A 23,239-nucleotide genomic window follows, 5' to 3' on the forward strand; every position below is an offset into this window, starting at 1 on the left:
CACAAGGTCCGGATCGGGACCTTGGTCCTCTGGACGACACGGCACCCGACCCTGTACCTGCCCATCTGATCGACCTCGGCTGTGCGATACTTGACCAAGCCGGGGGGACCACATCTCCCACTGGCCCAGTACGTGCTCGTCGCAACCGCGATCCGCGGCTCGCGGAGCGCCGCCGACCGGGATGAATGGCCCGGACGGCGAGGCGCCCCCCGCCGCTCGCCCTTGCTCGAGCCGCCACCGCCGACTTCCGTCGCGGGGACGACAGCGCTGTGATGCGCACGCCCCGGCCGACGACTACCGCCCGAGGGGCCGCACGATGTGGGGGCGATCCTTCGGGGTACCAGGAGCGCATCGCGTGACCCTCGACAACACCCCTGACACGACGAGCCCGTCGAACGGTCAGGACGCAGCACCCGCCAAGAAGCCGGCCCGACGACGGGTCACTCGCACCACGGCGGCCCCCGGCACCCCGGACGCACCGTCCGCAGCCCAGATCACCCTCCCTGCCGTCACGTCGCCCGCTCAGCCGCCCGCGGCGAACCCCTCTGCGCCCACGGGCTCGCTCGGCATCGAGCTGCCCACGGCCGAGGCCGCGCCGCGCCGCTCGCGCCGTGTCGTACGACCGACCACCACGCTGGTCGAGGCGCCCGCCGCTCCGGCGACCGCGGAGCCGGTCGTCGAGAAGGCTCCCGCGCAGGAGCCGGTCGTCGAGAAGCCTGCCGCCGAGAAGGCCGTGTCCGCCCCCGCCGTGCAGGACGCCCCGCCCGCAGCCCCGCGTCGCGGCGGCAAGCGCGGCGCCGCAGCCCGTGCCGCCGCCGACGCGCCCGTGCTGGACGTGCTGTCCGAGCTGGGCCTGGCGCCCGCCGCCGAGCAGGACGCCCCGGCCGAGAAGCCGGCCCGCGCCCGTCGGACCCGCAAGCCTGCCGCGGAGGCCGCCGTGACCGAGGCTGTTGCCCCTGTCGAGACCCCGGCCACCGAGGTCACTGCTCCCACCGAGCCCGACGCTCCCACCGAGCCCGCCGCACCGCGGGCCGCCACGCGTCGCCGGGCGACGCGTTCGAGCGCTGTCGAGGCGGCCCCGGTCGAGGCGCCCGCCTCCGTCGAGGAGCCGGCCGAGGCCGCGCCGGTCGAGAAGGCCCCGGCCAAGCGTCGCCGTGCGACCTCGAAGACGGCCACGACCGCCGCGCCGGCCGAGGCCGTTGCCCCGGTCTCCGAGGCCCCGGCTGCCGAGGCTCCGGCCGAGCCCGCTGCGCCCAAGGTCCGCTCGCGCCGCGTCAACAAGGCCTCCGCGGCCCAGGCTGCTCAGGCCGCTGCCGCTCCCGAGGTCCCCGCCACGGAGTCCGCTCCCGCGCCGTCGACCGCGTCGACCGGCGGCGGCTCCGCGACGCCGCGCCTCGCCACGACCGCGCTGCTCTTCCAGGCTCCCGACCCCGCCGCTGCGCCTCGTCGCTCGCGCCGCGTCGTGCGCCCCACGACGTCCCCGTTCGCGGCGGACGCCATGCCGAGCTTCGCGACGCCGACCGCCCGGACCCCCGAGGAGCCCGCGGCCCCGGCCGAGGCCCCCGCGGCTCGCGTCGAGCCGGCTCGCCGGGCCCCGGTCGCCGAGCAGGCTCCTGAGCCCGCCGTCGAGCAGCGGACGGAGGCTCCGGCGCGCACCCGCGGCGGACGCGGACGTTCTGCCCGTCGTGGCGCGGGGGCTCCCGCGTCGGCAGGCAGCACCGCAGCTCCGACCACCCAGCCCGCAGCCGAGGCAGCCCCGGTCGCCGCACCCGAGGTGGCCCCGGCCGCTGCGGAGATCGTTCTCGTGGGCGCGGACCTCGCCGCTGTCGAGGAGATCGAGCTGATCGAAGCAGAGCTCGTCGCCGAGGGCGTCGAGATCCCGGCCGACGCGCTCGAGCTGGACGACCTCGACCTCGTGGTCGAGGGTGACGACGTCGCCGAGCCCGCACCCGCCTCCGACGTCGAGGAGGACGACGCGCCGCGTCGCCGTCGTCGCCGCGGTGGACGCGGTCGCCGTTCGCGCGGCGGCGAGTCGCGAGCCGACGGCACCGAAGGCTCTGACGGTGACGAGTACGGGGACGACGAGTCCGCGCACGAGCAGCAGGCGTCGTCCACCGACGCGACCGACGCGGCCGAGCCCTCGGCCGAGGCCGAGGACCAGCACGACGAGCACACCGACGAGCACGACGGCGAGGAGGGTGCCGGTTCGAGCCGTCGCCGTCGTCGTCGCCGCCGTGGCGGTCGCCCCGAGTCGGGCGACAGCGCGGGCGTCACCGTGACGACCTCGTCGTCGACCCGCACGCGGACCCGCGAGCGCAGCAGCAGCGCGTCGGACGAGGTGACCGCGCTCAAGGGCTCGACGCGCCTCGAGGCCAAGCGCCAGCGCCGTCGCGAGGGCCGCGACGCGGGCCGCCGTCGCCAGATCATCACCGAGGCCGAGTTTCTCGCGCGCCGCGAGTCGGTCGAGCGGGCGATGGTCGTGCGCGAGAAGAACGGTCGCACGCAGATCGCGGTGCTCGAGGACGGCGTGCTCGTCGAGCACTACGTCTCCCAGCAGTCGCAGGTCTCGATGGCCGGCAACGTCTACCTGGGCCGTGTCCAGAACGTGCTGCCCTCCATGGAGGCCGCGTTCATCGACGTGGGCAAGGGCCGCAACGCGGTCCTGTACGCCGGTGAGGTCAACTGGGACGCGGTCGGCCTGGACGGCCAGCCGCGCCGCATCGAGCAGGCGCTCAAGTCGGGCGACTCGGTGCTCGTGCAGGTCACCAAGGACCCGATCGGCCACAAGGGTGCGCGCCTCACGTCGCAGATCACCCTCGCCGGCCGCTACCTCGTGTTCGTCCCCGGCGGCGGCATGACGGGCATCTCGCGCAAGCTCCCGGACACCGAGCGCGCGCGCCTCAAGAAGATCCTCCGCGAGATCGTCCCCGAGGGCTCGGGCGTCATCGTCCGCACCGCCGCCGAGGGGGCGAGCGAGGACGAGCTGCGCGCCGACGTCGAGCGCCTGCAGGGCCAGTGGGAGGCGATCGAGAAGAAGTCGAGGTCGGCCTCTGCCCCGGCGCTGCTCCAGGGCGAGCCCGACCTCGCGATCCGCGTCGTCCGCGACATCTTCAACGACGACTTCAGCTCGCTCGTGGTCTCGGGCGACAACGCCTGGAACGAGATCTCGAGCTACGTCGCCGAGCTCGCGCCGGACCTCAAGGAGCGCGTCTCGCGCTGGACGTCGGAGAAGGACGCCTTCTCGGCGCACCGCGTCGACGAGCAGCTCGCCAAGGGCATGGACCGCAAGGTCTGGCTGCCCTCGGGCGGTTCGCTCGTGATCGACCGCACCGAGGCCATGACGGTCGTCGACGTCAACACGGGCAAGTTCACCGGTTCCGGTGGCACGCTCGAGGAGACCGTGACGCGCAACAACCTCGAGGCCGCCGAGGAGATCGTCCGCCAGCTCCGTCTGCGCGACATCGGCGGCATCATCGTCATCGACTTCATCGACATGGTGCTCGAGTCCAACCGTGACCTCGTGCTCCGTCGCCTGGTCGAGTGCCTGGGCCGTGACCGGACCAAGCACCAGGTCGCCGAGGTCACCTCGCTCGGCCTGGTCCAGATGACCCGCAAGCGCGTGGGGCAGGGCCTGGTCGAGGCGTTCAGCGAGACCTGCGACCACTGCAACGGTCGCGGCTTCATCGTGCACACCGATCCGATCGAGAAGTCGGGCGGCTCGAACAACGGCGGCGGGCAGCAGCACCAGCACGCCCCGGCGCCTGCCGCTCCGGCAGCGGAGGAGCCCGCCGCCGAGGCGGAGGGCTCGCGGTCGCGCTCGCGCCGCAAGCGTGTGACCAAGGAGAGCGCCCCGGTCGCCGCGGCTCCCGCGGTGCCGGTCCTGCCCGAGGTCACGTCGGAGGCCCGCGAGGCCGTCAAGGCCACGCTCGCGACGATCGCCGCAGCAGCGGCGCACGCCCACGAGCACGAGCACGACGGCGTCGCACCGGTCGAGGAGACCGTCACCTCGGAGGTCATCACCGAGGCCGAGACCGAGGTCGTGGGCGTCGAGACCGTCCTGACGGACGTCGAGGCCGTGGAGGGCGCCCCGGAGGTCGCCGACGAGGGCCAGTTTCCGGTCTCGGGAGACGAGTCCGGAGCGACAGTCGAGCCTGGAACGACAGTCGAGCCTGGAACGACAGTGGAGGCTGACGCCGAGCCGGCCACCGCTGGCGACGAGGCTGCTGGGGAGCCTGCGCCGACGGCTGGGCTGAACGACGAGGAGACGGTCGCGGACGACGAGTCGCGCGACGACTCCTGACCTGCTGAAGGACACGTGACGGCGAGGGACCCGCGGGTGCCGGTCTACGGCGTCGGGCATGCTGCCCGGCTCCGAGGCTGGCGGCCCGCGGACCTCGCCGTCTTCCGTGAGTGGCTGCGGCCCCATCACGAGTGGCACGACTGGGACGGGCCGTACTACCCCGTGCCCGACGACGCGCAGGCAGACGCCCGCGTCGCGGCCCTGGCTGCGGCCCCTGCCGGGGCGGTGGACGGGATGCCGCCTCGGACCGTCGTGGTCGCCGACGCCGACGACCGGTTCGTGGGGACCGTCTCCTGGTACTGGGAGTCGCAGGAGACGTCGTGGGCGCGCATGGGCGTCGGGGTCTACGACCCGGCCGTTCGTGGGCGGGGGATCGGGCGCGAGGCGCTCGCCCTGTGGACCACCTACCTGTTCCAGGTGACCGACTGGGGTCGGCTCGACTTCGCGACGTGGTCGGGGAACCTGCCCATGCTGGGGGTCGGACGCAGCCTCGGGTTCGTCGAGGAGGGACGCTTCCGCGATGCGCGGATCGTGCGCGGGGAGCGGTACGACGCGGTGGTCATGGGGGTGCTCCGCAGCGAGTGGGAAGCACGCGCCTGACCTTCGGCGGGCCCGTGTCGGACGCCGGTGCTGTACTGGCCCGGTGGAGGACGTGAGGCGGGGACGGGTCGAGGTCATCAGCGGGCCCATGTTCGCGGGCAAGACCGAGGAGCTGCTGCGGCGTGTGCGCCGGGCGCAGATCGCGGGGCGCCGCGTCGAGGTCGTGCACCACGAGCTCGACGACCGGCGCGGCGAGGGAGTCGTCAGCTCGCACTCCGGCCTGGGCATCCCGTCGCGTCCTGCGGCATCGGCAGCCGAGATCCTGGACCGCCTCGACCCGTCGGTCGAGCTCGTGGCGGTCGACGAGGCCCAGTTCTTCGGGCCGGACCTCCTCGACGTCGTGCAGCGCGGTGCCGACGGCGGCCTCGTGATGATCGTCGCGGGCCTCGACGTGACGTTCGACGGCCGGCCGTTCGAGCCCATCCCGGCCCTGGGGGCCCTCGCCGAGCGTGCCGACCGTCTCACGGCCGTCTGCACGGTCTGCGGCGAGGACGCCCCCTTCCACGAGCGCGTCGTCGCCGCCGCGGACGGGGACGCCCTGACGGCGGGTGCGGAGCACGTCGGCGGCCTCGAGTCCTACCAGGCGCGGTGCCGGGTCCACTTCTCGGCGGCGCGCTGGCGTACGGGCACTCCCGGTGCAGCGGCTCCTGACGATCCGACGGTCACGAGCCGATGAGCGGGACAAAGCTGTAGGTGCCGTGCCGGCTCGTGACGGTGCCCGTCAGGTGCTGCTCGACGAGTACCAGGACGTGCTGCACGGGGATCACGAGGCGCCCGCCGATCGCGACCTGGTCGACCAGCTCCTGCGGCAGGACCTGGGCGGCCGCCGACACGAGGATGCGGTCGTAGCCGCCCATCGTCGGGCGCCCCAGGAGTCCTGGCTCTGCGACCTCGATCCGCGCCCAGGACATCGGGTAGCTCGCGAGGTTGGAGGCCCCCCACTCCGCGAGGTCCGGGTCGATCTCGACGCCCACGACGCTGCCACCCGGGCCGACGAGGTGAGCCAGCAGCGCGGTCGTCCACCCCGAGCCCGACCCCACGTCCAGGACGCGCGCCCCGCGCGGCACCTGGAGCAGCCGGAGCGTGTCGGCGACAGTCCGTGGCTGCGAGTTCGTCTGCCCGTGCCCGATCGGCAAGGGTCGGTCGTCGCGCGCGTACGGGCGCTGGTTGCGCGGCAGGAAGCGCCGCCGGTCGATCGCGGACATCGCTGCTGCGACGTCGCGCGCGGTGGTCTCTTGAACCCTGTGACCGTTCGGCACGTCGGATCGCCTCCTCGGGACCTGCTTCCAGGGTAGGACGACGAGGCGCCGGAGGGGCGGGAGCCGGCCCGGCGGACGGTAGGGTCCCGCCCATGACGAGACGGGCATCGGGCGGGCGCAGGTCGGCGCGGAGAGGACCGGGTGCGGTCGGGCGGGTGCTCGCAGGAGCCGCCGTGTGCGCGGTCGGTGCCGGAGCGCGAGCTCGTCGGATGTGCCGGGGACGCCGTGCCCGTGAAGGGCTGGGGCTACCCGGACGAGTCCGACTGTGGTGAGCCCAAGCCGGGCCTGGTGCCGGGGGAGATCGACGTGCCGGTCGGCTGACCTGCACCGATGTGGTGCGCGAGGCGGGACTCGAACCCGCACGTCCGAAGACACCAGGACCTAAACCTGGCGCGGCTGCCAATTACGCCACTCGCGCGCCCGCACAGTCTACGGGCGCGCGAGGGGTGCGTCGTTCGTCGGCTCGCCGGGTGTGGCACCGGCCCTGACCGGGGCGCTCGGCGACCGCCCCGGGCGCCCGGACGCCGACGGGCGGCCTACTTCTTGGGGTCGAGGCCCAGGTCGCGGCGCAGCTTGGCGACGTGGCCCGTGGCCTTGACGTTGTACTGCGCGAGCGCGACCTTGCCCTCGGGGTCGACGACGACGGTCGAGCGGATCACGCCCGTCACGGTCTTGCCGTAGAGCTTCTTCTCGCCCCACGCACCGTAGGCCTCGAGCGTCGCCCTGGACTCGTCGGACGCGAGGGGGAACGTCAGCAGCTCCTCCTCGGCGAACTTCACGAGCTTGGGCAGCGGGTCCGGCGAGACACCGACGACCTGGTAGCCCGCGCCCTGGAGCGAGGCGAGGGAGTCGCGGAAGTCGCACGCCTCCTTGGTGCAGCCGGGCGTCGACGCGGCCGGGTAGAAGTAGACGATCACGGAGCTGCCGCGCAGCTCGGAGAGCGTCACGGAGCCGCCGTCGGCGGTCGGGAGGGTGAAGTCGGGGGCGTCGTCTCCGACGGCAAGGCGCGTGCTCATGGGACTCCTCGGGAAGCGTTCACGGATCCCTCCGAGCGTAGAGGACACCGGTAGCGTGGTGGGCGTGAGCACGACGAACCCCAGCACCAGCGACAGCCCGGCGCCCGAGCCGGCCCCCACCCCGCGCGAGCGCGCCTCCGGGAGCCCGGCGGCGCCGTCGGGCAGCACGCCCGAGCGCCTGCCGCTGCGCATGCTGCACGACCGCCTCCTCGTCCTGCCCGAGGTCGACGCGTCCGAGCGGCAGTCGTCCGCGGGGCTCGTGATCCCCGCCACGGCCGTGGGGCCCAAGCGGCTCGCGTGGGCGCAGGTCGTCGCGACCGGGGAGAACGTCCGGCACGTGCGCCGCGGGGACCGCGTGCTGTTCGACCCCGAGGAGCGCGCCGAGGTCGAGCTGGGCGGCAAGAGCTACGTGCTGCTGCGCGAGAAGGACGTGAGCGCCGTCTCGCAGCCCGAGGAGAGCGACGGCAAGACCGGGCTGTACCTGTAGGTCCGGGGGCGAGGAGAGGCCGGGCGCACCCTGCACGAGGGCGGTTGTCGTGCAGGTCACAGGCCCGCCCGGCCTCCTGATTTGTCTCTACCGGGCCTGTTCAGTAGTGTTTCTTCTCGCGCGCCATTAGCTCAATTGGCAGAGCAGCTGACTCTTAATCAGCGGGTTCATGGTTCGAGTCCATGATGGCGCACCACGATCACGGCCCCGGAGACGGGGTCGTCGTGACGTCCGACCAGCACCACCGCACCACCCAGCAGTACCAGCGCGCCATTAGCTCAATTGGCAGAGCAGCTGACTCTTAATCAGCGGGTTCATGGTTCGAGTCCATGATGGCGCACCACACGAAGGCCCCTCACCTGCGGAGACGCGGGGAGGGGCCTTCGGCGTTCCCGCCCGCCGCCGCGCGGCCGGCCCCCCTCACGCCCTTCCTTGCAGGCCACTGGTGAGACCCGTTTCACACCCCGTCCGTCGTCGGCTATGGTCACCGGTGTGAACCTGCTCACCGCGCACACCTGGTGGCCCGACCACTGACGGTCGGACGCTGTGGCGTGCTGACCGAGCCCGACGACGGGCGGTCCAGCAGGTCTCCCGGAGTGGATCGCCCGGAACGTGCCCATCCACGAAGGAGAGTCCCTTGACGACGTCCCCCGTCTCCACCCCCGCGGCGCCCTCGGCCCCCGCTACCCCGACCGCGCGCTCGCTCGAGCCGCTCGGTGTCGAGATCCCCTCCACCGTCCCGACCCACTGGTACAACCTCAACGCGGACCTGCCCGAGCCCGTGCCGCCGCACCTGCACCCCGGCACGCTCGAGCCGCTCGTGCCCGAGGACCTGGCCCCGCTGTTCCCCATGGCGCTCATCGAGCAGGAGGTCAGCACCGAGCGCTACATCGAGATCCCGCAGACGATCCGTGAGATCTATGCGATGTGGAGGCCCGCGCCGCTCATCCGCGCACACCGCCTCGAGCGCGAGCTCGGCACGCCCGCCCGCATCTACTACAAGTACGAGGGCGTGAGCCCGGTCGGCTCGCACAAGCCGAACACGGCGATCGCGCAGGCGTACTACAACGCGATCGAGGGCACGACGCGGCTCACGACCGAGACGGGCGCGGGGCAGTGGGGGGCCTCGCTCTCGATGGCCGCGGCCCTGCTCGGCCTGACGTGCGAGGTGTGGCAGGTACGTGCGTCGTACGACTCCAAGCCGTACCGCCGCTTCCAGATGGAGGCGTACGGGGGCGTGTGCCACTCGTCGCCCTCGGAGCTGACGGCGTCGGGGCGTGCGATCCTCGCGAGCGACCCAGACACCACGGGCTCGCTCGGCATGGCGATCAGCGAGGCCGTCGAGGTCGCGGCGCAGGACCCGCAGGCGCACTACTCGCTCGGCAGCGTGCTCAACCACGTGATGCTGCACCAGACGGTCATCGGGCAGGAGGCCCTGGTCCAGCTCGAGGAGGCGGGCGAGACGGGCGCGGACGTCGTGTTCGGCTGTGCGGGCGGCGGGTCGAACCTCGCGGGGCTCACGTTCCCGTTCCTGGGGCGCAACCTGCGCGAGGGCACGACGACGCGGCTCGTCGCGTGCGAGCCCGCGGCCTGCCCGTCTCTCACCCAGGGCGAGTACCGCTACGACCACGGTGACGTCGTGGGGCTCACGCCGCTGCTCAAGATGCACACGCTCGGCAAGGACTTCGTGCCGCCCGCCATCCACGCGGGCGGCCTGCGCTACCACGGCATGTCGCCCATGGTGTCGCACGCCGTGAACCTGGGGCTCATGGACGCGGTCGCGATCGACCAGGACGAGGCGTTCCGGGCGGGGCTCGAGTTCGCCCGGTCCGAGGGCATCATCCCGGCGCCCGAGTCGACGCACGCGGTCGCCGCGGCGATCGCCTACGCGCGCACGGTCACGGAGCCCGAGGTCGTCGTGATCGGGCTCTCGGGCAACGGCCAGCTCGACCTGCCGGCGTACGCGCAGTACGTGTGACGTCGTCGGGCAGCGAGCGCTCGGGCGGGGCCGCCCGTTCCGCCCTCGCTGCCGCCGGCGCCGTCGAGGCGTAGCCCCCGCGCGTGAGGCGGGCCTCCAGGAGGTCCGCCTCACGCGCGCCCGGGGTCCGCCCCGGGGCCCGCCTAGACTTGTCGGGTGCCCGAGACCCTCGACGAAGCCCGCGAGCAGGGCTTCCGTACCGACATCGTGTCCTTCGTCCGTCGCAGCGGCCGCCTCAACCCTCGCCAGCAGCGCGCGTGGGACGAGCACGCCGCGCAGCTCGTCGTCGACGTCCCGCGCGCGGAGGCCCGGACCTCCGTGGACCCCGCCTACGTGCTCGACGTCGCCGCGACGTTCGGTCGCGAGGCTCCGCTCGTGGTCGAGGTCGGGTCGGGCCTGGGCGAGGCCGTGGTCCACGCGGCCGAGGCGACCCCGGAGCGTGACTTCCTGGCCGTCGAGGTCTACACGCCCGGGCTCGCGCAGACCGTGCTGCGGGCGACCCAGCGCGGGCTGACGAACGTGCGCCTGCTGCAGGCCAACGCGGCCGAGGTGCTCACCACGACGCTCCCCGAGGGATCGGTCGACGAGCTGTGGGTCTTCTTCCCGGACCCGTGGCACAAGGCCCGGCACCACAAGCGTCGCCTCGTCACGCCCTCGCTCGCGGAGCTCGCTGCGCGCGCGATCCGCCCCGGCGGCACGTGGCGGCTCGCGACCGACTGGGCCGAGTACGCCGACCAGATGCTCGAGGTCATCGGAGCGAACCCGTCGTTCGTCAACGTCCACGGGGTCGGGGCGGTCGCGCCGCGCTTCGAGGGGCGCGTGCGCACGAGCTTCGAGGGCAAGGGGCACGCCGCGGGCCGCTCCATCACGGACCTGGAGTTCCGCCGGGTCTGAGTGCGGCTCGGGCCGGTCCGGCAGGGCGCGCTCCCGCCGAGAAGTGAGAATGCGCTTCTCGGCGAGGGGCCGCGCGACCTAGGCTCCGGTCATGCCTACGACCTCCCTGCCCGACGGCGCCGCTCACCCCGGTCAGCCGGCTCCCGTCCTGGTCGTCACGGGGGCCATGGCCTCCGGGAAGTCGACCGTCGCCGAGGCCCTGGCCCGCTCGTTCCCGCTCGCGGCGCACGTGCGCGGCGACATGTTCCGGCGCTTCGTCGTGAGCGGCCAGGCCTCGATGGACCCGCCGCTCTCGCCCGCTGCGCGCGCCCAGCTCGACCTGCGGCAGTCCCTCGCGGCCCACGCCGCGGACACCTACGCGGCCGCGGGGATCACCGCCGTGGTCCAGGACATCCTCCTGGGGCCCGACCTGGCCCGGTTCACGGCGAGCCTGCGCACCCGGCCGCGCTACGCCGTCGTGCTGACGCCCGACGCGGCGACCCTCGCGGCGCGCGACGCCGCCCGGCACAAGCAGGCCTACGGTGCCTGGACCCCCGAGGAGTTCGCCGAGGCCGCTCGCGAGACCCCGGGAGGGCTGCGCCTCGACACGACGGGGTGGACCGTCGCCCAGACGGTCGCGCAGATCCTCGACCGTCTCGACGAGGCGCGCGTCGCCTGAGCGGCCGGCAGCCGAGCTGACCGCCCCCGTCGTTCGGCGAGCCGACCGCCCGACGCGCAGCCCCGCGCCCTCCGGGTCACGATGGGAGGCATGAGCAGCAGCGACCCCCGGACCCAGGCCACCCCCGACGAGACGTTCGACGTGATCGTGATCGGCGGTGGGCCCGTCGGCGAGAACGCGGCCGACCGCGCGAGCCGCACGGGCCTGAGCGTGGCCGTCGTCGAGGCCGAGCTCGTCGGCGGCGAGTGCTCCTACTGGGCGTGCATGCCATCCAAGGCGCTGCTGCGCCCCGGAGCAGCGCTCGCGGCCGCGCGCGCCGTGCCGGGCGTCGAGGCGAGCCCCACGCTCGACCCCGGCCCGATCCTGGCGCGCCGCGACGAGATGGTCTCGCACTGGGACGACTCGGGTCAGGTCCAGTGGCTCGACGGCGCCGGCATCTCGCTCGTGCGCGGCCTGGGGCGCCTGGTCGGGCCGAGGCTCGTCGAGGTCAGCCCCGAGGATCCCGACGCCGACGTCGACGACCTCCCCGCGACCCGGCTGCTCGCGGCGCGGCACGCCGTGATCGTCGCGACGGGCAGCGTGCCCGTCCTGCCCGACACTCCCGGCCTCGCCGAGACCGACCCGTGGAGCAGCCGCGAGGCGACGAGCGTGCAGGACGTCCCGGCCTCGCTGGTCGTGATCGGCGGGGGAGTCGTGGGGGTCGAGATGGCCACGGCCTTCACCGACCTCGGGTCAAAGGTCACGCTGCTCTCGCGCGGCCGTCTGCTCGGGCGCTCGGAGCCCTTCGCGAGCGAGGCCGTCGCGGCGGGCCTGAGGGCGATCGGGGTGGACGTCCGGCTGGGGGTCAGCGTCACGGGAGCGACGTCCCTGCCCGACGGCGGAGCGCGCCTCGCGTACGACGGCCCCCAGGGCAGGGGATCGGTCGCGGGCGCGCAGGTGCTCGTCGCGACCGGTCGGGTGCCGCGCACGGGGGACCTGGGGGTCGAGGCGGTCGGGCTCGAACCCGGGAAGGGGCTCGCGGTCGACGACCAGCTTGAGGTCCAGGGCGTCGAGGGCGGCTGGCTCTTCGCGTGCGGCGACGTGACGGGACGGGTCGCGACCACGCACCAGGGCAAGTACGAGGGCAGGGTCGTCGGCGACGTGGTCGCGGCGCGGTTCGGGAAGGTCCGGCCCGAGGAGGCACGGGCCGCAGGGGCGAGCGGCTCGGCGGGCGAGGCCCCCGAGCCCTGGAGCCGCTATGCCGCGACCGCGGACCACGGAGCCAAGACGCAGGTGGTGTTCACGCGTCCCGAGGTCGCGTCCGTGGGGCTGACCGAGGCCGAGGCGAAGAAGGCGGGCCTGCCGGCCCGTGCGGTGTCCTACAAGCTCGGGTCGGTGTCCGGGGCCGTGCTCGTGGCCGAGGGCTACGAGGGGACCGCGCAGATCGTGGTCGACACCGAGCGCCAGGTGATCGTGGGCGCGACGTTCGTGGGCCCGGACGCGGCGGAGATGCTGCACGCCGCGACCATCGCGATCGTCGGGCAGGTGCCGCTTGCACGCTTGTGGCACGCTGTGCCCGCCTACCCGACGATCAGCGAGGTCTGGCTACGGCTGCTCGAGACCTACGGCTTGTGACCGTCTGCCGCGAGCAGCCGCCTACTCGTCAGCCGAGCTGGCCGTCCGAGGAGAACACGAGGCCGAGAACGATCTCGCCCTGCAGGAGGGCGGCCTTGGTCAGCGGGCCGCCCACGTCGAGGTTGACGAAGTTGGTGATGTTCAGCCCGTACTTCTCCTCGAGACCGGGCTCGCAGAACGCGCGCTCGGGGCACTCGGGCCCGGCCCCCAGCGTGATGCCCCCGGGGCAGGCCTCGGCGAGCTCGCTCAGCGTCGAGACGTCGTGCTCCTCGGCGAAGGCCGTCGTGACGGCGAACGCGTTCTGGTCCTGGGCCGACGACGGCTCGCCGAACGTCAGGCCCTTCTGCGCACCGAGCTCACGCAGGGCCGCGACCGTGGTGTCCAGGTCGCCGCTCGCGAGGGGTTCGGCGTCGGGGCCGTTGATCTCCTTGTTGAGGAACTCGGTGAGCGTGCCCACGTACTCGGGGAACACGCTCAGCTGGCCCGACTCGAGCGCGGGCAGGTACGTCTCGCGCGCGTCGACGGTCTGCACCGTGACGTCGTACCCGCCCGAGCGCAGCACGGCCGCGTAGATCTCCGCGAGCGTCGTGCTCTCGGAGAAGTTCGCGGCCCCCACTACCAGGGACGTGCCCGTCCCCGGGGTGTCCTGGGCCGCGAGGCCCTCGTCCTCGACGAACTTCTGGGCCACCTGGGAAGAGGTCTGCCGCTCGACGTCGACGGCCTTGTTGAGCGCGATGAGCTTGTCGGTCGTCAGGGCCGCGGACACGGTGTCGAGGAGCTCGAGGACCGCGGGCTGGTTCGCCACCGCGGCGGCGTTCGCCGCAGGGATGATGTTGTCGACCGTCTGGAGGTGCTTGTCGTCCTCCAGGACGACGAGCGCGTCGCCCGCGACCGGTTCGCACGCGGCGCCGCTCGCTGTGGACGTCGAACCGCCGGAGGTGTTCCCTCCGGTACCGGAGGAGCCGGCCTCGCCGCACGCCGCGAGGGCCAGGACGAGGAGGGCGGAAGCGGACAGGGTGCGAAGGGTGGTGGATCGCCGTGACATGTGTGTCGGGGCCTCTCGATCGTCGGCTCGCACGGACAACCCATTCCACCCCCGGCGCCGGAGACCGGCAACCCGAGCGACGCCTCAGCGCAAGGTCCCGGCCCTGGTCCGCAGAGGCGCGGGGGTCACGGCACGCTGGACCAGTGCCAGGACGGCGTCCACGACCAGGCACAGGACCGCGATCACGACGCCCACGGCGAGCACCTGCCCGTACCGCTGGTTGGAGAAGCCGACCCGCAGCGGGACCCCGAGCCCCCCGCCCCCCACGAACGCCGCGAGGGTCAGCACCGCGATGACCTGCACGATCGCGGTGCGCAGACCCGCCGCGATCAAGGGCACGGCGAGCGGCACCTCGACGAGCCACAGCGAGCGCTGCGACGACATGCCCATGCCTCGCGCGGCGTCCTTGACGTCGGGGTCGACCTCGGCGACGCCCGTGTAGGCGTTCGCGAGGATGAGCGGGATCGCGAAGATCACGGCCGAGATGACCGCCGCACGGTTCCCGAACAACCCGCCCGCCGCGAGGATGAGCAGGATCCCGAAGGTCGGGAGAGCGCGCGAGGTGTTCACGACCACGATGGTCGGCCCGGCCCCGCGCCCGGAGTGCCCGAGCCAGATGCCGACGGGCAGCGCGACGAGCGCCGCGAGGAGGACCGCGACGGCCGTCATCTCGAGGTGCTCCCCGGTGCGGACCAGGAGCCCGTCCGGCCCGGTCCAGTTGAGGGGGTCGTTGAGCCACGTCAGGGCCTGCTCGACGACGTTCATGCGTCCCGCACCGCCGTCCGGTCCCGCGGTTCCAGCGGTTCCCGCGACTCGGACCCCGTGGTCGCGCTCGCGGTGCCGGCCGCCGGCCGGGAACCGGTCCTCGACGAGGCGCCCCGCGTGCGGGACCAGGGCGTCAACGCCCGCCCCAGGAGCAGCAGGAGGAGGTCGAGCACGACGGCCAGGAGCAGGCACAGGAGGGTCGCGGTCATGATCTGGGCGTTGTAGCTCGAGCGGAAGCCGCGGAACATGAGCGTGCCGAGCCCGCCGTACCCCGCGACGAACCCGACGGTCACCAGGGCCACGGTCGAGACCGTCGCGAGGCGCACCCCGGTCATGATGCTCGGGAGCGCGTTGGGCATCTCGACCGAGGCCAGCAGCCGGGTCGATCCGTAGCCCAGACCCCTGGCGGCGTCGCGGACGTCCGGGTCCACGCCCTGGAGACCCACGAGGATGTTGCGCACCAGGATCAGCAGGGCGTACATGACCAGGCCGATGAGCACGGGCGTCCGCCCGATCCCGGTGAACGGGACGAGGATCGAGAACAGGGCGAGGGACGGGATGGTGTACATGACGCCCGTCATGCCGAGCACGGGCACGGCCAGCCAGCGCACGCGGTGCGCGAGAGCCGCGAGCGGCAGCGCGATCACGAGCGCGATGAGCACGGCCTCGAGGGTGATCGTCGTGTGCTCGACGAGCGCCTGGGAGATCTCTCCCCAGTTGTTCTGGACGTAGCTCCACGAGAACCACGGGTTGGGTGGCATGCCGTCGAACCTATCCCGAGCCGCCCACCGCTCGCGCGACGACGTGGGGCGCCCGGTAGCGTCGGGGCATGGCGAGCTCCACGACAGGCACCAGCGAGGCGACCGCAGCGTTCCCGACCATCACCGACGAGGCGGCCATCGTGTTCGACGGCGTCCGCAAGGAGTACCCCAACGGCACGGTCGCGGTGGGCGACCTCTCGCTGAGCGTCCGTGAGCACGAGATGCTCGCGCTCGTCGGGCCGTCGGGCTGCGGGAAGTCCACGACGCTGCGCATGACGAACCGGCTCGTCGAACCCTCGGCCGGGCGCATCCTGCTGCGCGGCGAGGACATCACGCAGGGCGACCCCGTGGCGCTGCGCCGCAGGATCGGGTACGTCATCCAGAACGTCGGCCTGTTCCCGCACCGGACCGTGGCCCAGAACGTCGCGACCGTGCCCGGGCTGCTCGGCTGGGACAAGGCGCGGACCAGGGCGCGGGTCGGCGAGCTGCTCGAGCTCGTCGGCCTGGCCCCCGACACCTACGCCAAGCGCTACCCGCACGAGCTGTCCGGGGGCGAGCGGCAACGGGTGGGAGTCGCCCGCGCGCTCGCGACCGACCCGCCCGTCCTGCTCATGGACGAGCCCTTCGGGGCGGTCGACCCCGCCGGCCGGCGTCGCCTCCAGACCGAGTTCCGGCGCATCCAGCGCGAGCTCGGGACCACGGTCCTGTTCGTGACCCACGACATCGACGAGGCCGTCCACCTCGGCGACCGGATCGCGGTCTTCAGCTTCGGAGGGCGTCTCGAACAGCTCGCCGAGCCGCTGACCGTCCTCGCGCACCCCGCGAGCGACGCGGTCCGCGAGTTCATCGGCGAGGGGGCGCCCGTCCGGATGCTCGGCCTGGCCACGGTGCAGCAGGGCGACCTCGACGGCGCCGAGCTGATCTCGGCCCCCGCTCCCGAGCCCATCCGGCTCGGCGCCCCGCTGACAGAGGCGTTCGAGGCCATCGCGGCCCTGCCCGGGTCCGCCATGGGCAGGGTGCCCGTCGCGGACGAGGCGGGCGACGTCGTCGGCTCCTTCACCGCGGACGGGATCCTCGCCGCCCTGCGGCGCACAGCCGATGCCGCCGCGGTCTAGCGGCGCGACGCAGATCTCACCCGGTCCCACGTGTTCAGTGAGCCCAGGGCGTCTAGGCTCTTGTGGGTGACCACCACCTCGCGCATCGCCGTCGCCACCTGCTCCGTCCTGCCGCACCTCGACCCCGACGACGCTCCGCTCGTCGGTGCCCTCGCCGCACGGGGCATCGAGGCAGTGCCCTCGGTGTGGGACGACGAGACGGTCGACTGGACCTCGTTCGACGCGGTCGTCGTGCGCTCCGCCTGGGACTACGCGCCGCGCCGCGACGAGTTCGTCGAGTGGGCCGAGCGCGCCGGCCGGGTGCTCAACCCCGCTGCGGTCATCAGCTGGAACACCGACAAGCGCTACCTGCGCGAGCTCGAGGAGCAGGGCGTGCCGGTCATCCCGACGCTCTGGCTCGACCCGAGCCAGAACCTGTCGTCGCGTGCCATCCACACGCGCCTGCCCGCGCAGGGCGACTTCGTCATCAAGCCCGTTGTGAGCGCCGGGGCCAAGGACACCGGGCGCTACCAGTCGGGCGAGGCCCACTCGCGCGGCCTCGCGATCCAGCACGCCAAGAACCTGCTGGTCTCGGGGCGCCAGGTCATGGTCCAGCCCTACGTCCGCAGCGTCGACACGGCCGGCGAGACCGGCCTGGTCTTCATCGACGGCGAGTTCTCGCACGCGGTGCGCAAGAACGCGCTCCTCACCGGGCCGCACCGGCCCACCCAGGGCCTGTACAAGCAGGAGGAGATGAGCCGCTTCGAGGCGAGCCCCGAGCAGCTCGAGGTCGCGCAGCAGGCGCTCGCGGTCGCGGCGAAGGCGGTCCCGGGTCAGGAGCCCAACCTCTACGCACGCGTCGACCTGGTGGGTGGGGACGACGGCGCACCCATGGTCATCGAGGTCGAGCTCACGGAGCCGTCGCTGTTCTTCTCGCTCGGCAAGGGGTCGCTCGACCGGTTCGCCGACGCGGTCGCACAGCGGCTCGTCGCGGCGCCCACGGCCTGACGGCCCGACGCCGACGCGGTGACGATCCCCGCGACAGCAGGCCCCCGGGCCCGGACGTGATGAAGGGCCGACGAGCTGGTGCTCGTCGGCCCTTCACCATGCCGGGAGATTCTTGCCGGGTGATCTGCCGTGCGGGTCGTGCGGGTCGTGCGGTGGAGCCGGTCCGAGATCAGACCTTGGCGACCTCAGGGGTGGTCGTCGAGGGACCGGCGGCCAGGGCAGGAGCTGCTCCGATGCGGCGCAGTGCGTAGCCGAGGAGGCCGAACAGGACACCGAGGCCCATGACCAGAGCGCTGACTCCGTAGGAGACGACCGAGGTGAAGAGCGAGGCGCGGAGGAACGAGCCGTTCATGACGGTCGCACGGGCCGGGTCCTCCTTGTCGAGCTCGGCGTAGGTCTTGCCTTCCGAGGCGGCCAGCGCGTGCTTGTTGATGACCTCGGCCTGTGCGTACGCGGTGAACGGGCCGCGGACCTGGGAGCCACCGAACATCGAGGCGTCCTCGGAGACGGTGATCTTCTCGGCCGCGAGCTGCGAGGAGATGGTGGCCCAGGTGGCTGCGCCGGCGAGCAGCAGCACGAGGCCTGCGATCATCGTGACGAGGCCGATGAGACGGACGGACCGGGCGGGACCAGCGGTGCTGGTGCTCATGGTGTGACTCCCAGAGGAAGAGGTCGGACGACCTGTGACGGAGGAACGGAAAGGGCCGATCTTCGGTGCGAACCCGGGGCTGGGAGCGCTTCGATATGTTGACCCTAACGTGCTTGTGAATGCCTTCACAAGCTTGAGAATGTGGCCTCTGTCACGCGGAGATGACAGATTGTCAACGAGAGGAAGTGTGATCCGACGAGGCCCGTCGGGGCGTAGTGCCGAAGGGTTCGGAGGGGCGGGACCAAGGTCCCGACGGCCCTCGACGGAGCGCCTGCCCGCGACGACGGAGCACCGACAGGAGGCGGACGGATGACCGACGAGGAGCACGACCTCACGGCCGAGCTCGAGGTGGTCGAGGCCGACTGGGGGAGGGCGATCGTCGACAACGACGCCGACGCGATCGGCCGCTTCACCACCGACGACTGGCAGATCGTCGGAGAGGACGGCATCACGTCCCGCGAGACCTTCCTGGCCCTCGTCCGCTCAGGCGATCTCACGCACGAGACGATGAGCAAGATCACCGGCAGCGTGCGAGGCCTGGGGGACGTCGCCGTCCTCACCGGGCGCGGCACCACCACCGGCCGCTATCGCGGGCAGGCGTTCAGCTCCGACGAGTGGGTCACCGACGTGTTCGTCCGAGGCGCCGACGGGTGGCGGTGCGCCCACACGCACCTCACGACCGCGCGCGACGGGTCCTGACCCCTCCTCGCCGCACGCGACCGCCTACGGTGCGCGGCGCTGTCGGGCCTACGGGGTCCAGTCCGGGCGCAGCGGGAAGTCCGCCGCCCCACCTGGCTCCGGACGGACCGCGAGGACCTGGTGCAGCTGGATCTCGTTGCGCTCGAACGCGAGCCGCGACCCCGCCATGTACACGCCCCACACGCGGGCCGTGCCGATCCCGACGTCGGCCACGCACTCGTCCCAGTGCCGCGTGAGGTTCGCACCCCACTCGCGCAGCGTCATCGCATAGTGCTCGCGCAGGTTCTCCGCGTGCCGCACCTCGAGACCCACGTCCTGCATGGTCGAGATGATCCGGCCCGATCCCGTGAGCTCCCCGTCCGGGAAGACGTACCGGTCGATGAAGCCGCCCGCGCGGGGGCGGGCGGTGTTGGTCGGGCGCGTGATCGAGTGGTTGAGCAGGCGCCCGCCATCACGCAGGCGTCCCTGGAGGAACGTGAAGTACGAGCGGTAGTTGGCGACCCCGATGTGCTCGGTCAGCCCGATCGAGCTCACGGCGTCGAAACCGCCCTCCGTGACGTCCCGGTAGTCGGCGTAGCGGACCTCGGCGAGGTCCGCGAGACCCTCGGCCTCGATCCGCGCCTGCGCCCACTCGGCCTGCTGGCGCGACAACGTGACCCCGAGGGCCCGGACGCCTGAGCGGGCCGCGTGCCGGACCATGCCGCCCCAGCCGCAGCCCACGTCGAGCAGGCGCATGCCCGGGTGCAGGCCCAGCTTGCCCGCGACGAGCGCGTACTTGTGCTCCTGCGCCTCCTCGAGCGTCGACTGCGGGGTGGGGAAGCACGCGCACGTGTACGTCATGGACGGCCCCAGGACGCGCTCGTAGAACGCGTTCGAGACGTCGTAGTGGTGGCTGATCGCGTCGGCGTCGCGACGGCGCGAGTGACGCAGGCCCTCGGTGAGCCGGCGTAGCCGCGACAGGTGCTCCTCGGGCGGAGGATCGGGCGGGCGCAGGACCCCCAGGCCCAGGCCACGAGCGATCCGTGCAGCCTCGGCCGCGCTCGGACGACGCAGCCGCAACCCGTCCGCGGCCGCCTTGAGCAGCGGGTACGGGTCGCCTGCCGGTACCCCGTCGACCTGGAGGTCGCCCGCGACGTACGCCCGCCCCAGCCCCAGCCCGCCCGGGGCCGTCGCGACGTAGCGCAGGCCGCGCTCGTTGGCCAAGTGGACGTGGAACGGGGCGTCCGCAGGCCCCGCGCTCGACCCGTCGTACGCGGTGAACCCGAACGGGAGCGGGCCGTCGGCCAGCTGGTCCAGGACGTCGGCCACTGCGATCTGCGTCATGCTCCCTGCACCGCCTTCTCGTAGAGCGTGGGCGTGCGCCCCGCCGGGTCGTAGCGGTCCTTGACGGCCGCGTAGTCGAGGCCGCCGTAGAGGGTGTCGAACGTCTCGCGGCCGTACGTCGACGTCGAGTAGAGCGACTTGTGCCCGTGCCGGACGGCGACCGCCATCTCGATCTGACGGTTCACGTCGCCGTCGTGCGCCCCTTCGGCGATCGGGACCCCGCCCCAGAACCCCACGTTGACGTACACGCGGTGCGGTTCGAGGGGGTACAGGGGCCACGGCTCGGGCGACGCGAGCCGCAACGGGCACAGCCACACCGGGGACATGGGGACGTGGCCCGTGAACCACGCCATGAAGCTCTCGACCTGGTCGAGCGGCACCTCGACGTCCTGGACCACGCGCTCGTTGCGCGGCCGGTGCCGCAGGTCGGCGAGGTGGCCGGTCAGGTCCAGGCGCTCGTCGAGGCCCACGATCCTGCGGTAGACGTCGGAGCGCCGCCAGCGCCGCGGCCACAACCTGCGCACGAGCGGGTTCTGCACCCCGAACGCGCGCGAGCACCAGAACCAGTCGGTGTCCCAGCGCCACAGGTAGTCCTGCGTGCGCAGGACGTCGATCGACCGCTCGCGCAGCGACAGGTAGTAGATCTTCTGGCCCGTGTAGTCGCTCGGGGCGGGAGCGAGCGTGCGGGCCTCCTCGCCCGCCACGAACCTGCCCAGGCACAGGTACACCTCGCCCGGGTCGAACAGCACGCCGTCGCAGAAGTCGACCTGCTCGCCGTCCCACGACCCGTCCGCCGCGATCTTGCCGATCGCGGCCGCGACCTCGGCGACCGAACCGAAGCGCACGTTGCGGACCGCGACGAACGGCTCGGTGCGGTCCAGCCGCAGCCTCGCCCGCGTCGCGTACCCGAGCGTGCCGTAGGAGTTGGGAAACGCGCGGAAGAGGTCGGCGTGCTCGCCCGTGGGCGTGGCCGTGACGACCTCGCCCGCGGGCGTCAGGACGTCGAGCTCGAGGACCGCCTCGTGAGGCAGGCCGTTGCGCAGGGAGCTCGACTCGATGCCCAGGCCCGCCAGCGCCCCGCCGACCGTGATCGTGCGCAGCTGCGGGACGACGGTCGGCACGAGGCCGTGCGGGAGGGTCTCGGCGACCAGGTCCTCGTACGTGCACATGCCCTGGACGTCGGCCGTACCCGCCTCGGGGTCGATCGAGACGACGCCCGTCAGGCCCGACGCGTCGAGGCCCGGCCCGTCCGACGGACGTCTGGGACGGAAGAGGTTCGTGGTCCTCTTGGCCAGGCGCAAGGGGCGGCCTGGCTCGACGGCGGCGGCGGAGCGGACCAGCGTGGCCACGGCCTCGGCGTGCTGGTGCTCACCACGGACGGCAACGTTCGCGGGGGCTGACACCTCACCCACTGTAGGTGGGGCTGGCGAGGTCGCCACCGGTGAGCGGAATCACACCCGTCGCCCGTGCGGGGCGGGGGCCGTCCGGAACGAGAAGAGGCCCCTCGCGCGAACGCGAGGGGCCTCTCTCCGTGGGGTGAGTAACGGGACTTGAACCCGCGACCCCCTGGACCACAACCAGGTGCTCTACCAGCTGAGCTATACCCACCACGGCCTGCTCGAGCTCCGAAGAACTCTTTAGCAGCCGTCGAAAAGTGTACCTGGTTTCTGAGGGGTCTCAGGACAGGGGTGCGGCCTCCGGCTCGGTCCCGGTCTCGGCGGCCGTTCCGGACGCCCCGATCGACTTGGAGACCGAGGTCTCCTTGATGCGCTCGGCGACGGCCTTCGCGGTCTTGGAGTCGGTGCCGGGCTGCGGCACGAACAGCGCCTCGCGGTAGTAGCGCAGCTCGTCGATGCTGTCGAGGATGTCGCCCAGCGCACGGTGGCCGCCGGTCTTGGCGGGCGACGCGAAGTACACGCGCGGGTACCAGCGCCGTGCGAGCTCCTTGATCGAGGAGACGTCGACGATCCGGTAGTGCAGGTGGCCCACCAGCTCCGGCATGTCGCGCTCGAGGAACGTCTTGTCGGTGCCGACCGAGTTCCCTGCGAGCGGTGCCTTGCCCGGTTCGGGGACCCAGGTGCGGATGTACTCGAGCACACGGGCCTGCGCGTCGGCCATGGTGGTGCCGCCCGGCAGCTCCTCGAGGAGCCCGGACGTGGTGTGCATCTCGCGGACGAAGTCGCCCATCTGCTCGAGCGCCTCGGCCGGCGGGGCGATGAGGACGTCGATCCCGTCGCCCAGGACGTTCAGCTCGGAGTCGGTGACGACGGCGGCGACCTCGATGAGCGCGTCGGCGCCCAGATCGAGACCGGTCATCTCGCAGTCGATCCACACGATGCGGTCATTGGTGTTCACAGGGCTCACGCCCACAGCCTAGGCCGTGACGAAGGACGTGGCGGCCCGCGCTGCGAGCGGAGCGGGCCGGACCTACGGTCGAAGAAGACCCGGAGGAGGCTCCCTCGGGCTCCCCACCACCACGTGAAGGAGACAACCATGGCTGACACGGACCTGGCAGGCCGTCGCGTCCTCGCGATCGTGACGAACTACGGCGTCGAGCAGGACGAGCTCGTGGTCCCGCTCGAGCACCTGCGCTCCGCAGGGGTGGACGTCGACGTCGCTGCTGTGACGAGCGACCCCGTCGAGACCCTCGTCGGGGACAAGGACCCGGGCACCACCGTCCCGCCCACGCTCCGGCTGCAGGACGTCGACCCCGGCGGCTACGACCTGCTGCTCGTGCCCGGCGGCACGCTGAACGCCGACTCGTTGCGGCTCGAGGGCACGGCGGTCGAGGCCGTCCGGTCGTTCGCGACCTCGGGCCGACCGGTCGCGGCGATCTGCCACGGCCCCTGGGTGCTCGTCGAGGCGGGCGTGCTCGCGGGGAAGACCCTGACGTCCTACCCGTCGTTGCAGACGGACGTCCGCAACGCGGGCGGTTCCTGGGAAGACCGGTCGGTCGTGCGGGACGACGCCGAGGGGTGGGCGCTCGTGACGTCACGCAATCCCGGCGACCTCCCCGACTTCCTGCGCGAGGTCGACGCCGTCCTCAGCGAGAGCGCCGTGAGCGCCTGACGCGACCGTGGCCGTCAGCC

22 protein-coding genes and 4 tRNA genes are annotated in these 23,239 nt (G+C 72.8%); 15 read left to right on the forward strand and 11 right to left on the reverse strand.

Translation table 11 applies throughout. The features are described 5' to 3' along the window. Positions 1–355: 355 nt before the first annotated feature. Genes ASE27_RS07860 through ASE27_RS07870 form a run of 3 tightly spaced genes read left to right on the forward strand, consistent with a single transcriptional unit; the run spans position 356 to position 5,576 of the window. Positions 356–4,300, forward strand: coding sequence for an Rne/Rng family ribonuclease (locus ASE27_RS07860; protein ID WP_056648479.1), 3,945 nt, complete (start codon positions 356–358; stop codon positions 4,298–4,300). A 15-nt stretch (positions 4,301–4,315) separates the two neighbouring features. After that, the gene (locus ASE27_RS07865; protein WP_235535387.1) at positions 4,316–4,900 is read left to right on the forward strand and encodes a GNAT family N-acetyltransferase; all 585 of its coding nucleotides are present in this window, start codon (positions 4,316–4,318) and stop codon (positions 4,898–4,900) included. Positions 4,901–4,943: 43 nt separating this feature from the next. Next, positions 4,944–5,576: a thymidine kinase gene (locus ASE27_RS07870; protein WP_255354254.1), complete on the forward strand. Its 633-nt coding sequence runs from the start codon at positions 4,944–4,946 to the stop codon at positions 5,574–5,576. On the opposite strand, the gene ASE27_RS07875 is transcribed toward ASE27_RS07870, so the two are convergent. Further along, positions 5,563–6,159, reverse strand: coding sequence for a protein-L-isoaspartate O-methyltransferase (locus ASE27_RS07875; protein ID WP_318244484.1), 597 nt, complete (start codon positions 6,157–6,159; stop codon positions 5,563–5,565). The genes ASE27_RS07870 and ASE27_RS07875 overlap by 14 nt on opposite strands. 186 nt (positions 6,160–6,345) lie before the next feature. On the opposite strand from ASE27_RS07875, the gene ASE27_RS21075 reads away from it, so the two are divergent. After that, complete coding sequence (locus ASE27_RS21075; protein ID WP_255354704.1) at positions 6,346–6,480, forward strand: hypothetical protein; 135 nt, start codon at positions 6,346–6,348, stop codon at positions 6,478–6,480. A gap of 12 nt (positions 6,481–6,492) precedes the next feature. Here ASE27_RS21075 and ASE27_RS07880 read toward each other — a convergent pair. Continuing rightward, positions 6,493–6,577 (reverse strand) — tRNA-Leu (locus ASE27_RS07880). A 118-nt stretch (positions 6,578–6,695) separates the two neighbouring features. Further along, positions 6,696–7,175 (reverse strand): thioredoxin-dependent thiol peroxidase, encoded by a 480-nt coding sequence (gene bcp, locus ASE27_RS07885; protein ID WP_056648482.1) that lies wholly within the window; start codon positions 7,173–7,175, stop codon positions 6,696–6,698. Between the two features lie 190 nt (positions 7,176–7,365). Between bcp and ASE27_RS07890 the strand changes: the two genes are divergently transcribed. The 7 genes from ASE27_RS07890 (at position 7,366) to ASE27_RS07920 (ending at position 12,806) form a co-directional block, all read left to right on the forward strand. Continuing rightward, entirely contained in the window at positions 7,366–7,662 is a 297-nt protein-coding gene (locus tag ASE27_RS07890; RefSeq protein WP_056648953.1) for a co-chaperone GroES, read from the forward strand. 120 nt (positions 7,663–7,782) lie between these two features. Beyond that, positions 7,783–7,858: transfer RNA gene (locus ASE27_RS07895), tRNA-Lys, on the forward strand. A gap of 71 nt (positions 7,859–7,929) precedes the next feature. Beyond that, positions 7,930–8,005: transfer RNA gene (locus tag ASE27_RS07900), tRNA-Lys, on the forward strand. 381 nt (positions 8,006–8,386) lie between these two features. Further along, positions 8,387–9,640, forward strand: a complete 1,254-nt coding sequence (locus ASE27_RS07905; protein WP_235535397.1) for a TrpB-like pyridoxal phosphate-dependent enzyme — start codon at positions 8,387–8,389, stop codon at positions 9,638–9,640. 156 nt (positions 9,641–9,796) lie between these two features. Continuing rightward, positions 9,797–10,534, forward strand: a complete 738-nt coding sequence (gene trmB, locus ASE27_RS07910) for a tRNA (guanosine(46)-N7)-methyltransferase TrmB (protein WP_056648487.1) — start codon at positions 9,797–9,799, stop codon at positions 10,532–10,534. Between the two features lie 91 nt (positions 10,535–10,625). Then, entirely contained in the window at positions 10,626–11,192 is a 567-nt protein-coding gene (locus tag ASE27_RS07915; protein ID WP_056648488.1) for an AAA family ATPase, read from the forward strand. Between the two features lie 90 nt (positions 11,193–11,282). Further along, entirely contained in the window at positions 11,283–12,806 is a 1,524-nt protein-coding gene (locus ASE27_RS07920; protein ID WP_056648490.1) for an NAD(P)/FAD-dependent oxidoreductase, read from the forward strand. 28 nt (positions 12,807–12,834) lie between these two features. On the opposite strand, the gene ASE27_RS07925 is transcribed toward ASE27_RS07920, so the two are convergent. From ASE27_RS07925 to ASE27_RS07935, 3 genes are all read right to left on the reverse strand, one after another. Continuing rightward, positions 12,835–13,851: a glycine betaine ABC transporter substrate-binding protein gene (locus ASE27_RS07925; protein ID WP_056648492.1), complete on the reverse strand. Its 1,017-nt coding sequence runs from the start codon at positions 13,849–13,851 to the stop codon at positions 12,835–12,837. A gap of 84 nt (positions 13,852–13,935) precedes the next feature. After that, the gene (locus ASE27_RS07930; RefSeq protein WP_056648494.1) at positions 13,936–14,616 is read right to left on the reverse strand and encodes an ABC transporter permease; all 681 of its coding nucleotides are present in this window, start codon (positions 14,614–14,616) and stop codon (positions 13,936–13,938) included. After that, positions 14,613–15,377, reverse strand: a complete 765-nt coding sequence (locus tag ASE27_RS07935; protein WP_082608688.1) for an ABC transporter permease — start codon at positions 15,375–15,377, stop codon at positions 14,613–14,615. The genes ASE27_RS07930 and ASE27_RS07935 overlap by 4 nt, the downstream gene beginning before the upstream one ends. Before the next feature lie 68 nt (positions 15,378–15,445). On the opposite strand from ASE27_RS07935, the gene ASE27_RS07940 reads away from it, so the two are divergent. Together ASE27_RS07940 and ASE27_RS07945 are read left to right on the forward strand one after the other, a co-directional pair. Beyond that, entirely contained in the window at positions 15,446–16,492 is a 1,047-nt protein-coding gene (locus ASE27_RS07940; protein WP_056648495.1) for an ABC transporter ATP-binding protein, read from the forward strand. Positions 16,493–16,558: 66 nt separating this feature from the next. Continuing rightward, positions 16,559–17,479 carry a RimK family alpha-L-glutamate ligase gene (locus tag ASE27_RS07945; RefSeq protein ID WP_056648497.1) on the forward strand — a complete coding sequence of 307 codons (921 nt, stop codon included), beginning with the start codon at positions 16,559–16,561 and terminating at the stop codon, positions 17,477–17,479. Positions 17,480–17,648: 169 nt separating this feature from the next. On the opposite strand, the gene ASE27_RS07950 is transcribed toward ASE27_RS07945, so the two are convergent. Further along, entirely contained in the window at positions 17,649–18,128 is a 480-nt protein-coding gene (locus ASE27_RS07950; protein ID WP_056648499.1) for a hypothetical protein, read from the reverse strand. Positions 18,129–18,437: 309 nt separating this feature from the next. Here ASE27_RS07950 and ASE27_RS07955 point away from each other — a divergent pair, with 309 nt between their 5' ends. Beyond that, positions 18,438–18,827, forward strand: coding sequence for a nuclear transport factor 2 family protein (locus tag ASE27_RS07955; RefSeq protein WP_056648501.1), 390 nt, complete (start codon positions 18,438–18,440; stop codon positions 18,825–18,827). 48 nt (positions 18,828–18,875) lie between these two features. Here ASE27_RS07955 and ASE27_RS07960 read toward each other — a convergent pair whose 3' ends face one another. From ASE27_RS07960 to orn, 4 genes are all read right to left on the reverse strand, one after another. Then, positions 18,876–20,150: a class I SAM-dependent methyltransferase gene (locus tag ASE27_RS07960; RefSeq protein ID WP_056648503.1), complete on the reverse strand. Its 1,275-nt coding sequence runs from the start codon at positions 20,148–20,150 to the stop codon at positions 18,876–18,878. Continuing rightward, a complete protein-coding gene (locus ASE27_RS07965; RefSeq protein WP_056648955.1) occupies positions 20,147–21,553 on the reverse strand; it encodes an FAD-binding oxidoreductase in 1,407 nt (468 codons plus the stop codon). Before ASE27_RS07965 ends, ASE27_RS07960 begins: the two co-directional genes overlap by 4 nt. Positions 21,554–21,682: 129 nt before the next feature. Further along, positions 21,683–21,758 (reverse strand) — tRNA-His (locus ASE27_RS07970). Between the two features lie 69 nt (positions 21,759–21,827). Next, on the reverse strand, positions 21,828–22,466 hold the full coding sequence (orn, locus tag ASE27_RS07975) for an oligoribonuclease (protein ID WP_369819004.1): 639 nt from the start codon (positions 22,464–22,466) through the stop codon (positions 21,828–21,830). Between the two features lie 177 nt (positions 22,467–22,643). Here orn and ASE27_RS07980 point away from each other — a divergent pair, with 177 nt between their 5' ends. After that, positions 22,644–23,219 carry a type 1 glutamine amidotransferase domain-containing protein gene (locus ASE27_RS07980; protein WP_056648506.1) on the forward strand — a complete coding sequence of 192 codons (576 nt, stop codon included), beginning with the start codon at positions 22,644–22,646 and terminating at the stop codon, positions 23,217–23,219. The last annotated feature ends 20 nt before the right edge of the window (positions 23,220–23,239 follow it).

It is taken from the genome of Oerskovia sp. Root918 (assembly GCF_001428945.1).
In the GTDB taxonomy this organism is placed as follows: Bacteria; Actinomycetota; Actinomycetes; order Actinomycetales; family Cellulomonadaceae; genus Oerskovia; species Oerskovia enterophila.

Bases quoted from the DNA above. Each gene is read 5' to 3' on its own strand.
- bcp (WP_056648482.1), bottom strand. From the start codon at position 7,175: ATGAGCACGCGCCTTGCCGTCGGAGACGACGCCCCCGACTTCACCCTC.
- ASE27_RS07890 (WP_056648953.1), top strand. From the start codon at position 7,366: ATGCTGCACGACCGCCTCCTCGTCCTGCCCGAGGTCGACGCGTCCGAG.
- ASE27_RS07915 (WP_056648488.1), top strand. From the start codon at position 10,626: ATGCCTACGACCTCCCTGCCCGACGGCGCCGCTCACCCCGGTCAGCCG.
- ASE27_RS07920 (WP_056648490.1), top strand. From the start codon at position 11,283: ATGAGCAGCAGCGACCCCCGGACCCAGGCCACCCCCGACGAGACGTTC.
- ASE27_RS07925 (WP_056648492.1), bottom strand. From the start codon at position 13,851: ATGTCACGGCGATCCACCACCCTTCGCACCCTGTCCGCTTCCGCCCTC.
- ASE27_RS07930 (WP_056648494.1), bottom strand. From the start codon at position 14,616: ATGAACGTCGTCGAGCAGGCCCTGACGTGGCTCAACGACCCCCTCAAC.
- ASE27_RS07935 (WP_082608688.1), bottom strand. From the start codon at position 15,377: ATGCCACCCAACCCGTGGTTCTCGTGGAGCTACGTCCAGAACAACTGG.
- ASE27_RS07940 (WP_056648495.1), top strand. From the start codon at position 15,446: ATGGCGAGCTCCACGACAGGCACCAGCGAGGCGACCGCAGCGTTCCCG.
- ASE27_RS07950 (WP_056648499.1), bottom strand. From the start codon at position 18,128: ATGAGCACCAGCACCGCTGGTCCCGCCCGGTCCGTCCGTCTCATCGGC.
- ASE27_RS07955 (WP_056648501.1), top strand. From the start codon at position 18,438: ATGACCGACGAGGAGCACGACCTCACGGCCGAGCTCGAGGTGGTCGAG.
- ASE27_RS07960 (WP_056648503.1), bottom strand. From the start codon at position 20,150: ATGACGCAGATCGCAGTGGCCGACGTCCTGGACCAGCTGGCCGACGGC.
- orn (WP_369819004.1), bottom strand. From the start codon at position 22,466: ATGACCGGTCTCGATCTGGGCGCCGACGCGCTCATCGAGGTCGCCGCC.
- ASE27_RS07980 (WP_056648506.1), top strand. From the start codon at position 22,644: ATGGCTGACACGGACCTGGCAGGCCGTCGCGTCCTCGCGATCGTGACG.